This window comes from Nioella sp., from assembly GCF_965215655.1.
GTDB lineage: Bacteria > Pseudomonadota > Alphaproteobacteria > Rhodobacterales > Rhodobacteraceae > Nioella.
The window spans coordinates 2366179-2378037 of record NZ_OZ244111.1 but is presented as its reverse complement, the minus strand read 5'-3'; the positions used below and the strand labels follow the sequence as shown (position 1 = coordinate 2378037).

The 11859-nt window shown below is 60.9% G+C and carries 11 protein-coding genes; all 11 read left to right on the top strand.

From position 1 onward, the window contains the following. The 11 genes from ACOOEX_RS11890 to ACOOEX_RS11840 all read left to right on the top strand — a co-directional run bounded on the left by ACOOEX_RS11890 (position 1) and on the right by ACOOEX_RS11840 (position 11858). Positions 1-1035: a carbon-nitrogen hydrolase family protein gene (locus ACOOEX_RS11890; RefSeq protein WP_420395033.1), complete on the top strand. Its 1035-nt coding sequence runs from the start codon at positions 1-3 to the stop codon at positions 1033-1035. Positions 1036-1052: 17 nt separating this feature from the next. Next, a complete protein-coding gene (locus ACOOEX_RS11885; protein ID WP_420395032.1) occupies positions 1053-2177 on the top strand; it encodes a cupin domain-containing protein in 1125 nt (374 codons plus the stop codon). A gap of 17 nt (positions 2178-2194) precedes the next feature. Next, positions 2195-3112, top strand: a complete 918-nt coding sequence (locus ACOOEX_RS11880) for a fumarylacetoacetate hydrolase family protein (RefSeq protein WP_420395031.1) — start codon at positions 2195-2197, stop codon at positions 3110-3112. A 1-nt stretch (position 3113) separates the two neighbouring features. Beyond that, positions 3114-3890, top strand: a complete 777-nt coding sequence (locus ACOOEX_RS11875; RefSeq protein ID WP_420395030.1) for a maleate cis-trans isomerase family protein — start codon at positions 3114-3116, stop codon at positions 3888-3890. A 38-nt stretch (positions 3891-3928) separates the two neighbouring features. Continuing rightward, positions 3929-4468, top strand: a complete 540-nt coding sequence (locus ACOOEX_RS11870) for a tripartite tricarboxylate transporter TctB family protein (protein WP_420395029.1) — start codon at positions 3929-3931, stop codon at positions 4466-4468. Between the two features lie 11 nt (positions 4469-4479). Beyond that, on the top strand, positions 4480-6024 hold the full coding sequence (locus tag ACOOEX_RS11865) for a tripartite tricarboxylate transporter permease (RefSeq protein WP_420395028.1): 1545 nt from the start codon (positions 4480-4482) through the stop codon (positions 6022-6024). Positions 6025-6161: 137 nt separating this feature from the next. Further along, a complete protein-coding gene (locus ACOOEX_RS11860; protein ID WP_420398367.1) occupies positions 6162-7100 on the top strand; it encodes a tripartite tricarboxylate transporter substrate binding protein in 939 nt (312 codons plus the stop codon). Positions 7101-7157: 57 nt separating this feature from the next. After that, on the top strand, positions 7158-8819 hold the full coding sequence (locus tag ACOOEX_RS11855; protein ID WP_420395027.1) for a sulfatase-like hydrolase/transferase: 1662 nt from the start codon (positions 7158-7160) through the stop codon (positions 8817-8819). A 261-nt stretch (positions 8820-9080) separates the two neighbouring features. Next, a complete protein-coding gene (locus tag ACOOEX_RS11850) occupies positions 9081-10025 on the top strand; it encodes a PDR/VanB family oxidoreductase (protein ID WP_420395026.1) in 945 nt (314 codons plus the stop codon). A gap of 22 nt (positions 10026-10047) precedes the next feature. After that, positions 10048-11403 (top strand): Rieske 2Fe-2S domain-containing protein, encoded by a 1356-nt coding sequence (locus ACOOEX_RS11845; RefSeq protein WP_420395025.1) that lies wholly within the window; start codon positions 10048-10050, stop codon positions 11401-11403. Continuing rightward, complete coding sequence (locus ACOOEX_RS11840) at positions 11385-11858, top strand: aromatic-ring-hydroxylating dioxygenase subunit beta (RefSeq protein ID WP_420395024.1); 474 nt, start codon at positions 11385-11387, stop codon at positions 11856-11858. The genes ACOOEX_RS11845 and ACOOEX_RS11840 overlap by 19 nt, the downstream gene beginning before the upstream one ends. Position 11859 lies beyond the last annotated feature (1 nt).

Sequence of the window (11859 nt, the reverse complement as noted above, 5' to 3'; positions counted from 1 at the left end):
ATGTTGCCTGGCAAGGACTTTCCGAAATTCACCGCCGCCGCTGTGCAGGCAAGCCCGGTCTTTCTGGATGCGCCCAGGACCGCCGAGAAAGCCGCCGGCCTGATTGCCGAGGCGGCTGCGAACGGGGCATCGCTGGTCGTGTTCCCCGAGGTGTTCATTCCCGGCTACCCCTATTGGAACTGGATCACCGACCCGGTCACCGGCGGGGCATGGTTTGAAAAACTGGTGCGTGCATCGGTCTTTGCGGATGGCCCGGAAATCGGCGTGATCCGCGACGCTGCCAAGGCCCATGGTTGCCATGTGGTGATCGGTCTGAACGAACGCAGCCCGGTATCTCTGGGCGCGCTCTACAACACGCTTCTCTTCATCGGGCCGGATGGCGGCATCATCGGCAAGCACCGCAAGCTGGTGCCGACCTGGGCCGAGAAACTGACATGGGCGGGCGGGGACGGATCGAGCCTTAAGGTCTATGACACCGCGATTGGCCCGCTTGGGGGGCTGGCCTGCGGCGAGAACACCAACACGCTGGCCCGGTTCAGTCTGCTGGCACAGGGCGAGTTGGTGCACACGGCCAGCTATATCTCGCTGCCCGTCGCGCCAAAGGATTACGACATGGCCGAAGCCATCAAGCTGCGCAGCATGTCGCACAGTTTTGAGGGCAAGGTCTTTACGGTGACCGCCACCTCGACCGTGTCGGAAGAGATCATCGCGGCAATGGAAGAGATCCGCCCCGATGCCCGCGCACTGCTGCAACGCAAATCCAGCGCCTATTCCGGGGTCATCGGACCCGACGGGCGCGAAGTGGTGCCGGGGCTGATCGATGACGAGGGCATCGTCTATGCCGAAATCGACCTGGGCCGCTGCATCCAGCCCAAGCAGATGCATGACATCACCGGCCACTACAACCGGTTCGACATCTTCAATCTGGCGGTGAACCAGCGGCCCCAGGCCCCGGTCACGCTTTCGGGGCAGACCGCCGCCGTTCCCCAGCAATCCGACGAGGCGGCAGAGATCACTGCCCCGGACACCGAATAATCCGAAGGAGGCTCCCCATGGCACAGACCGAGATCAGGCCCGAAGACGATATCCTTGGCCGCGCCCGCGTGCGCGACACGCCCGAGCTTGAGGCCTATTACGAAGACCTGGCGCAGATCGAGACCGGTGCGCTCTGGACCGTCGCGAACGACATCGAACCGTGGGAGCCGACGCCGAAATCGGCCCCCGTCCGCTGGAAATGGTCAGATCTGCGGCGCGAGGTGTTGCGCGCCATTGATCTGGTCCGGCCAGAGGATGCGGGGAGGCGCGTTGTCTACCTGCGCAATCCTCAGCGCAAAGATGTCAGCGCCGCCTGTGGCTGGCTGTTTTCCGGCATCCAGACCATGAAAGCGGGTGAGCGGGCCCCGGCGCATCGCCACGCGGCCTCGGCGCTGCGGTTCATCATGGAAGGGTCGGGCGCCTATACCATCGTCGATGGCCACAAGGTGGAACTTGGCGCGAATGATTTCGTGCTGACCCCGAACGGCACCTGGCATGAACACGGTATCCGCGAGGACGGCACCACCTGCATCTGGCAGGATGGTCTGGACATCCCGCTGACCAATTGCCTTGAGGCGAATTTCTACGAGGTTCACGCGGATGACTACCAGACCACGGACCTGCCGTGGAATGGAAGCCCCGCAACCTATGGCGGGCCCGGCCTGCTGCCGCAGACCGACAAATGGGACAAACCCTATTCGCCGCTGCTGAAATATTCCTGGGAACCGACCTATGAGGCGCTGCTGCGCTACGCGAAGGTCAGCGATGGTTCGCCCTATGACGGGCTGATCATGCGCTACACCAACCCCCAGACCGGCGGCCACCCGATGCTGACCATGGGGGCCAGCATGCAGATGCTGCGCCCGTCGCAGCATACCAAGGCGCATCGCCATACCGGCAACGTGATCTACCACGTGGCCAAGGGGCAGGGCTACTCGATCATCGGCGGCAAACGCTTCGACTGGTCCGAGCACGATATCTTCTGCGTCCCGCCCTGGACCTGGCACGAACACTGCAACACCCAGGAGCGCGATGATGCCTGCCTGTTCTCGTTCAACGACTTCCCGGTGATGGAGAAGCTCGGCTTCTGGGCCGAACAGGCGCTCGTGGACAATGACGGCCATCAGATCGTCGCGGACTGAACACAAGGAACGGATGAATGAGACTTGTAACCTATCGGGACGGTGCGGCCGCTGAAGGCCGGCTTGGCGTCGTGGAAAACGGCCAGATCGTGGATGTGGAACTGCTTGGCGATGCAGTGGGAGAGGCGCTGCCCACCACGATGCTGGATCTGATCGATCTTGGCCCCGATGCGCTTCAGGCGGTCCGGCGCGCGCTTGCCGCCACCGCCGACGCGCGTCCGGCCGGTTTGGCCGTGCCGCAGGAAAATGTGCGGTTGCTCGCCCCCATTCCGCGCCCGCGCAAGAACATCTTCGGGATCGGTCTGAACTACGTGGAACATGTGGCGGAATCCGCGAAGTCGCTGGATACGTCCAAGGACTTGCCGAAAGAGCCTGTGGTGTTTTCCAAACCGCCCACCAGTGTGATCGCCACCGGCGAGGGCATCCAGCACAACGCCGCGATGACCCAGCAACTCGACTGGGAGGTCGAACTGGCAGTCATCATCGGCAAGCGCGCCACCAGGATCGCCAAGGAGGGCGCGATGAGCCATGTCTTTGGCTATTCCGTCATCAACGATATCTCGGCCCGCGACAATCGCCGAGCGGGGCAGTGGATTTTCTCGAAAGGTCAGGACACGTTCTGCCCGTTCGGCCCGGCCATCGTGACCGCGGACGAGGTGGAAGACCCCCACAATCTGGACCTGTGGCTGACCAAGAACGGCGAGGAAAAGCAGCGCTCGAACACGCGCCATCTGCTCTTCGATATCCCGACCCTGATTGCCGACATCTCCTCTGGCATCACGCTGGAACCGGGCGACATCATCGCCACCGGAACCCCTGCGGGCGTCGGCGCGGGCCGCGATCCGCAGGAATGGATGTGGCCGGGCGACATCATCGAATGCGGGGTCGAGGGCATCGGGGTTCTGCGCAACCCGGTCGTGAAGATCGGGGGCTGAGATGGGCGTTTCTCTGGACAACATGCACAAGACCATTCGGATCGGACAGATCGTTCCGTCATCGAACCTGACGATGGAACGCGAAATTCCTGCCATGCTGCGCGCGCGGGAGGCGCAGTTTCCCGAGCGCTTCTCGTTCCATTCCAGCCGTATGCGGATGAAGAAGGTCACCGCGGAAGAGCTGAAGGCGATGGATTGCGACAGCGACCGCTGCGCGCTGGAGCTGTCGGACGGCGCCGTCGATGTGATGGGCTATGCCTGTCTTGTCGCCATCATGTCGATGGGCAAGGGCTATCACCGCGAAAGCCAGGCGCGGCTGCACCAGGTGACGGTGGACAATGGCCATCCCGCGCCTGTGGTTTCCTCTGCCGGCGCGCTTGTGGACGGGCTGCACCTTATGGGGGCAAAACGTATCTCGATCATCACCCCCTATATGCGCCCGCTGACCAATATGGTGGCCGACTATATCGAGGCCGAAGGCGTCGAGGTGACCGACAGCATCGCGCTGGAGATCCCCGACAACCTTGAGGTTGCAGCACAGGATCCGCTGAACCTACTGGACATCTACAAGCGCGTGAATCGCAAGAACATCGACGCACTGGTTCTGTCGGCCTGTGTGCAGATGCCATCTCTCGCAGCCATTCAGAAGGTCGAAGACGAATGCGGCATCCCCGTGCTGTCCGCCTCCGTCGCAACGACCCACCAGATGCTGAAGTCACTGGGGCTGCGGGCCGAAGTCAAGAATTGCGGCCAATTGCTGTCAGGGACTTACGCCTGACCGGACCGCCTGGATCTCCAACAGGGAGGAGAAGGACCATGACAAGACTAAAGACCTTTCAGGAGCTTTTCAAAAGGGACCGCAGACCCGGCGATCTGGTCTTCGCTGTTCTGTTCCTAGGATTCTGCCTGTTTCTGCTGGCCAACCTGCGCAGTCAGGCGCAGTGGCTGGACAACACGGCTACCGTCGCCCAACCCGCTTTCTGGCCTACCGTGGCCGTGATCGGGATGAGCTTTTTCGCGGGTCTACACCTGATCGGGTCCATGGTGTCGCCGCGCATCCCCGGGCGCCTCAAAGAGGGCATCTTCTGGCTGCGCTCGGCCGAATACGCGATCTACTTCCTGATCTATGTCTGGAGCGTTCCGATTGTCGGCTATCTGCTGTCGACCATCGTCTTCTCTGTCTTCCTGACGGTGCGACTTGGATATCGGAGCCCGATGGCAATCGGGATGGCCGTGCTCTTCGGGCTTTCGGTCGTGCTGGTCTTCCGCACCGGGTTGCAGGTGAGAATCCCGCCCGGGCAGATCTATCAGTACCTGCCCGACAGCATTCGTACATTTGCCATGGTTTATCTGTGAGGGCCTGAACAATGGAAGCTATCCTAGGTGGAATTCAAATCCTGATGTCCTGGCAGGTGTTGGTGGCCCTGCTGATCGGATCGGTCGGGGGCGTGATCATCGGCGCGATCCCCGGTGTGGGGGCCGCGGTGGCCATTGCCATCCTTCTTCCCGCAACCTTTGCCTTTGAACCGATTGTCGGACTCACTGTCCTTCTGGGTATTTACGGCAGCGCGATGTATGGCGGCTCGATCCCGGCGATCCTGCTCAATACACCCGGCACGCCGGTCAATGCGCTGACCACATATGACGGCTACCCCATGACCAAGCGGGGGCAGGCGCATCGGGCACTGTCCCTTGCCTATTCCGCCAGTTTCTTCGGCGGTGTCTTCGCGATCATCTGTCTGATCCTCTTTGCGCCGGTGCTGGCATGGGTCGCACCCAACTTCGGCAGCCGCGAGATTTTCCTGGCGGCGCTTCTGGGCATCATCCTTGTGATCCTCGCGCATCGCGGTCAGATCATGGCGGCGGGCATGATGGCGTTTCTCGGGATATTCCTGAGCACGATCGGGCTGGAACCGGCAAGGTACACGCATCGTTTCACCTTCGGGCAGGGCTGGCTGACCAGTGGGATCAACCTGATCGTGATCGTGCTTGGCCTGTTTGCGATTTCCCAGGCGCTGCTGTTGCTGTTGGACAAGGAACGCAAACCGGAATCGGCCCGAGTTGAGGGCAGCCTGTGGGGGGGCTTTGTCGAGCTTCTGGGGCTGAAGCGCGTCGCCGGCGTTGCCTCCAGTCTCGGGGTGATGATGGGGACCATTCCCGGCGTGGGTGAGTTTACCGCGCAGTTCCTGAGCTACACATATGCGCAGAAAACCTCGAAAGATCCGGAAGCCTTCGGTGACGGCTCGCCCGAGGGGCTTGTCGCCTCGGAATGTGCCAATAACGCAGTGCCCGCCGCTGCCATGATCCCGCTTTTGGCGCTTGGTGTCCCAGGGGAGGCCCTGACGGCGATGATGCTGTCGGTGTTCTACGTGCACAACGTCATTCCGGGGCCGCAGCTGTTCCAGAACGAGCTGGACTTCGTGATGGCGCTGTACATGGCGATGCTGCTGCTGAACGTGATCGTGATTGTCTTCCTGCTGTCATCGACCAACCTGCTGCTGAAGATCACGCAGATCCCGACGCGTTTCCTTGGGATGATGATCCTCGTTCTCAGCTTCGTGGGGGTCTATTCCCTGCGAAACTCTGCTGTGGACTGCGCATTGGCCGCCGGGTTCGGTGTCTTCGGTCTGATCCTGAAACGGCTGAACCTGCCCATTGTTCCCATCGTCCTTGGGGTCGTTCTGGGCGCGATCATGGAAGTGAAACTGCGCAGCGCGATCGCCCGAATCAACGAGCCGCTGGACTGGTTCAACCGGCCGATCTCGGTGGTGCTGATCCTGCTGCTCCTGTTCGTGGTGGGCAACCATTACCGGGCCGTCCTGCTGGAACACCGGCAGCGGGTACAGCGCGCGGCAGACGGCGAACTGAAGGGCCGGGAAGGGGAGGCGCCGGTCGCTCCTGAAGGGTTCTGAGTGCAGAGATGAGTATGTATGCAAATGAAACGGTTTACATATAAAATAAAAAATGCTATGCCTGAGCTACGAACAGAAAGTGGATGGCAAAGCTCGCAGAATCTGCACGCCACACCACCGGCAGAGAGGAAACCATGATGAAAAAACTACTGACTGCACTTGCACTCGGAACGAGTATGCTGGGAACCGTAGCAGTCGCGGATTACCCCGAACGGCCCGTCGAGTTTGTCGTTCCGTTCCCGCCTGGCGATCTGGAAGACCTGCTGACGCGGATCATCGCCGACGAGTTCCAGTCGACCTACGGCGTTCCCGCGGCGGTCATCAACCGCCCCGGCGGCGGCGGCGGGCCCTTCCCCGGCGCGATCTCGGTGGCCAACGCCCCGGCTGACGGCTACACGATCGGGTCTTTCGTGATCGGCGTTCCCGTTGTCGGGCCGACCATCGGCATCCCCGATCTCACCCCCGATCCGTTTGAGCCGATCGGGATCTTCCTGACATATCCGTTCGTCGTCGCGGCCAATGGCGATGCGCCCTATTCCACCATGGAAGAGCTGGCCGAGTATGCTCAGGACAACGACGTTCTCTTCGGACATTTCGGAGAGCGCAGCATTCCGCGTCGCCATATGATTGCGATGTCACGGCACCTTGGGTTCGAATTCTCCTCCGAAGCCGGCTTCGATGCGCTGGACTGCAATACGCTTGCATCTGGCGACGCGGATGTCATCTCGACCACGGCACAGCTGATCTTCCCGTGTCTCGATGATCTGAACATTCTTGCCACGGCAACGAATGACCGGATCTCGATCATGCCGGACGTGCCGACCATGGGCGAACTGGCACCGGAACTCGACCTGTCGACCTGGAACGGGCTGTTCGTTCACCGCGATACCCCGGCCGAGATCCGCGACATGATCGAGGCCGTGGCCATCAGTGCGATGAGCTCTGACGCAGCGCTGGAACTGGCGGAAAACACCGGGGCACTCATCTACTGGATGCCAGCCGAGGAGGCCGCGGCCCAGATCCAAAGCGACATCCAGACGCTTGCCGTTATCGACGCGCTGGTCGAGGGCAACTAAGCTTGATGCCACCGGGTGTGCTTCCCGGTGGCATATTCCTCGCCATGAGCCGGGCCAATGACGACACAGCGAAACATTCTCTGGATCATGTGCGACCAGCTGAGGTTTGATTACCTCAGCTGTTATGGTCATGACCGGCTGCACACACCCAATATCGACCGTCTCGCCGCACGCGGCGTGCGGTTCGACAATGCCTATGTGCAGGCGACCGTCTGCGGCCCGTCCCGGATGTCGGCCTATACCGGGCGCTACATGCGGTCTCATGGGTCAACGCAAAACGCCGTTCCGCTCAGGGTAGGGGAGCCGACGCTTGGCGATCATCTGGCTGAGACTGGAACCCGCTGCGTCCTGATCGGCAAGACCCATATGCGGCCCGACCTGGAGGGGATGAAGCGGCTCGGGATCGACCCCGCATCCGAGATCGGGGCGCGCGTTGCCGAAGGTGGGTTCGAGGCGTTCGACCGCGATGACGGGGTTCACCCAACGGGCTATCGCAAAAAGGAACCGGCCTATAACGCCTATCTGCGCCATGCCGGGTTTCAGGCGGAAAACCCGTGGGAATTCTGGGCGAACTCGGCTGAAGGGGCGGACGGAACCAACCAGAGCGGCTGGCTGCTGACCCATGCGGACAAGCCCGCCCGCGTTCCTGAAGAACATTCAGAGACTGCCTATATGACCCGCCGCGCCATGGCTTTCATGGAGGCAGCGGAAGCGGACGGGCGACCGTGGTGCGCGCACCTGTCCTATATCAAGCCACACTGGCCCTATATCGTTCCCGCGCCCTATCATGACATGTACGGCCCCGAGGATGTGAAGCCTGCCGTGCGAAGCACTCAAGAGCTGGAAAACGCCCATCCCCTGTTCAAGGCGATCACCGAAGAGGTCTATTCAAGGAATTTCTCCCGCGACGAGGTCCGTGAAAAGGTGATCCCGGCCTATATGGGGCTGATCAAACAGATCGACGACCAGCTTGGCCAGCTCTTCGCCTTCATGGACGAACGCGGGCTGACGGACAACACCATGATCGTGTTCACCTCGGATCATGGGGACTATCTGGGCGATCACTGGATGGGCGAAAAATACATGTTCTACCAGCAGGCGGCGAAGGTGCCCCTGATCGTGGTCGATCCGTCAAGCGAAGCGGATGCGACGCGCGGAACGGTGTCAGATCGGTTGGTCGAGATGATCGACCTGGCGCCGACATTCGTGGACTACACGGGCGGCACCCCTGCCATGCATATCCTGGAAGGACGATCCCTGATGCCGCTGCTGCGCGACAGCACTGCGGACTGGACGCGAACCCATGTCTTTTCAGAGCTCGACTATTCCAACCTGCCAGCCCGGCTGAAACTGGGACGCGACGTGCAGGAGTGCCGCGCGACCATGGTGTTTGACGGGCGGTTCAAGATGATCGAAGTGCAGGGAATGCGGCCAATCCTGTTCGATCTGGAGACCGATCCCGATGAGCTGATTGATCTGGGCGACGATCCTGCGCAGGAAGACGTGCGTATGCGGCTCTGGTCTGCACTGGACAAATGGCACCGCGACACCCGCCAGCGCATCACCAAAAGCGACGAGGCCTACAGGGCCATGGATCCGGTTCTACGGGAAAGCGACCCCGATCTCGTGGCGGGGGTGATCATCGGGTATTGGGACGAGGAAGAGGTTGAGGCCGGGCGGCAGAAGATCGCGCGGATCCTGTCGCGCAGCAAAGACTGACACACGCCCTTCGGCCGCCACGGTCCATGTTTCTTGCCGGCGATTCAACTTCGACCTTGCTGACCCGGTCTGACAGACTCCCTTGCTGATAATCTGGCTGCGAGGAGGGGGTGTGGGGTGGGGTCTCTTTTCTGGTCCGACTGGAACATCCTGCATCAAATGGGGTGCGCACGTGTTCGGGTTTTCTCGACTTGATTGACTTCATACATTTTATATATAAAATTATGCAAACGCATTAAATATGATTCTACTGGAAGTCCGATGTCGATTGTTCACGCTGAAGTTGCTGCTGTTTCGTCAGAGACGCCCGCCATCAAACGGATTCTGCTGACACCGCAGGGGGATGGATTTGGTGACTGGCAGGCCGGGGCGCATCTGCGGGTGCAGCTGACTGGTGGTGGCAGCCGCGCCTATTCGCTACTGCGCCTTCCCGATCTGGCCCCTGATCAGGTGGCACTGGGCGTGCTACTGGAACAGAAAAGCACCGGCGGCTCCAAATTCATGCATGCGCTGAAACCCGGCGACACGATCAAGATCTCGCCGCCCGCCAACCAGTTCGCGCTTGGTGATCACGCCGAACATGCGGTGCTGATCGCGGGCGGTATCGGGATCACCCCGATCCTGTCCATGGCCGCGGATCTGGCTGCGGCGGGACGGCCCTTCGAAGTGCATTTTGCGGGGCGGACCGAGGGCGCGCTGGCCTTCGTTCCCGAAATGGCTGCCATCTGCAAGGATGCCCTGCATTTGCACTATGACGACCAGCCCAGTGCCATGGATATTAGGGCGATCCTGAGAGCTGCCCCAACCGGGTCGCACGTCTATTTCTGCGGGCCCGCTGGCATGACAGAGGCCGTGAAAACCTGCGCCTCAGCCCTGGGATGGGAGCAGGCTCGCATTCACTACGAGTTGTTCACCACCGATGCGGACGAGAGCGAGAACACCGCCTTCGACGTCGAAATCAGCGATACCGGCCAGATAATCCACGTGCCCGCCGACAAAAGCATTATCGAGGCGCTGGAAGAGGCCGGGCTCGACCCGCTTTACGACTGCCAGCGCGGCGATTGCGGGATTTGTCAGTGCGATGTGATCGACGGCATTCCAGACCACCGGGACGTCATCCTGACCGATGCCGAGAAAGCCTCGAATACCGTCATGCAGATCTGCGTGTCGCGGTCCAAGACCCCGAAACTCGTCCTCGACCTTTAACCAACAGCCAAAGGAGACCAACATGGACCGATACCGTGGAAACCCGAGAGCCGTTGAAAACCTGGTTCAGGGGCATGCCGTACACCGTGATGTCTATGTCGACCGCGAAATCTTCGATCTTGAGATGGAACAGCTTTTCCCGAATTCTTGGGTCTATGTCGGGCACGAAAGCCAACTGAAGAACCCCGGCGACTACATCACCAGCAAGATCGGCCATCAGCCCATTCTGGTGTCGCGGCACAAGAACGGCACCATCCACGTGCTGCACAACCGTTGCCCGCACAAGGGGGTCAAGATCGCCTCTGAACCCTGCGGCAACACCGGCAAGTTCTTCCGCTGCCCCTATCACGCGTGGAGCTTCAAGACCGACGGCTCGCTTTTGGCGATCCCGCTGAAGAAGGGCTACGAGGGCACCGGGTTCGACACTGATAAGGCGTCGAAGGGGCTGCCTCGGGTCGAGAATGTGCAGATCTATCGCGGCTTCATCTTTGCCCGCCTGTCGGAGACCGGGCTGAGCTTCGAGGCGTATTTCGGAGACTCCCTCTCGACGATCGACAACATGGTGGATCGCTCACCACAGGGCGAGGTCGAGATCATCGCCGCACCGATCCGCTACATGCATACCTGCAACTGGAAGATGCTGGTCGACAACCAGACCGACACTTGCCACCCGATGGTGGCCCATGAAAGCAGCGCGGGAACGGCCGTCAGCGTGTGGGAACGCGAGAAACACCGCTTTGCCGAAACGCCCATGGCGGTGCAGCTTTATGCGCCCTTCATGAGCCCCTACGAGTTCTACGAAGGTGCGGGTATCCGCGTCTGGCCGAACGGGCACGGGCATTCCGGCGTATCGGGGTCGATCCATCAGGATTATGACGATGTTGACGGCTATCTTGAGATGATGGTCGAGGCTTACGGCGAAACCCGCGCCCGCGAAATTCTCGGCGATATCCGCCACAACACGCTCTACTTCCCGAACGTGATGGTGAAGGGGCCGGTCGGCATCCTGCGCAATTTCATCCCGATAGCGGTCGACAAGACCCTGGTGGAAAGCTGGGCCTTCAGGCTGGTGGGGGCGCCCGACAAAATCTACGAGCGCGCGCTGATGTATAACCGCTTCATCAATGCGCCCACATCCATCGTCGGGCATGACGATCTGGAAATGTACGAACGCGCGCAGGAAGGCCTGCTGTCGGACGCCAACGAATGGATCAACCTGCGCAGGCTCTACGAGGACGGGGAACCGGAGGATGTGACCGCGGTCGTCAACGGCACCTCGGAACGGCAGATGCGCAACACCTTCTATGCGTGGCGGAAATTCATGGTTCAGGGCATGGACCGGAAAGTGGAGGCCGGCGCATGCCCCCCGAGCAACTGATTGATTTCGTCTATGACGAGGCCGCCACGCTGGACGAGATGCGGTGGGAGGACTGGCTGGCGCTGTTCCATGAGGATGGGCGCTACTGGATGCCACTGGAATGGCAGCAGCAAGACCCGGTTTTGCAACCCTCGCTTATGTATGAAGACCAGCTTTTGCTGACGGTCCGGGTGGAACGGCTGTCGGGCGAACGCACCTTCAGCCAGAAACCGAAAAGCCGCTGTCATCACCTGATGCAGCGCCCCCGCGTGGTGTCGCTTGGGCAGGAGGATGGCATCTACAGGCTGCGCACCTCCTTCATCTACACCGAAACCCGTGGCGACAACCTGGAACGCTACTCGGGTTGGGTCAGTCATGAGCTGGTGGAGGTCGAAGGCGTACTGAAGATCATGCTCAAACGCGTTGACCTGATCAATTTCGACGCGCCCTTCGGCAATCTTCAGCTGTTCATTTGAG

Excerpts from the sequence above, each read along its gene's own strand:
- ACOOEX_RS11845 (WP_420395025.1), top strand. The coding sequence starts at position 10,048 with ATGGACCGATACCGTGGAAACCCGAGAGCCGTTGAAAACCTGGTTCAG.
- ACOOEX_RS11875 (WP_420395030.1), top strand. The coding sequence starts at position 3,114 with ATGGGCGTTTCTCTGGACAACATGCACAAGACCATTCGGATCGGACAG.
- ACOOEX_RS11870 (WP_420395029.1), top strand. The coding sequence starts at position 3,929 with ATGACAAGACTAAAGACCTTTCAGGAGCTTTTCAAAAGGGACCGCAGA.
- ACOOEX_RS11850 (WP_420395026.1), top strand. The coding sequence starts at position 9,081 with ATGTCGATTGTTCACGCTGAAGTTGCTGCTGTTTCGTCAGAGACGCCC.
- ACOOEX_RS11880 (WP_420395031.1), top strand. The coding sequence starts at position 2,195 with ATGAGACTTGTAACCTATCGGGACGGTGCGGCCGCTGAAGGCCGGCTT.
- ACOOEX_RS11840 (WP_420395024.1), top strand. The coding sequence starts at position 11,385 with ATGCCCCCCGAGCAACTGATTGATTTCGTCTATGACGAGGCCGCCACG.
- ACOOEX_RS11885 (WP_420395032.1), top strand. The coding sequence starts at position 1,053 with ATGGCACAGACCGAGATCAGGCCCGAAGACGATATCCTTGGCCGCGCC.
- ACOOEX_RS11865 (WP_420395028.1), top strand. The coding sequence starts at position 4,480 with ATGGAAGCTATCCTAGGTGGAATTCAAATCCTGATGTCCTGGCAGGTG.
- ACOOEX_RS11855 (WP_420395027.1), top strand. The coding sequence starts at position 7,158 with ATGACGACACAGCGAAACATTCTCTGGATCATGTGCGACCAGCTGAGG.
- ACOOEX_RS11860 (WP_420398367.1), top strand. The coding sequence starts at position 6,162 with ATGAAAAAACTACTGACTGCACTTGCACTCGGAACGAGTATGCTGGGA.
- ACOOEX_RS11890 (WP_420395033.1), top strand. The coding sequence starts at position 1 with ATGTTGCCTGGCAAGGACTTTCCGAAATTCACCGCCGCCGCTGTGCAG.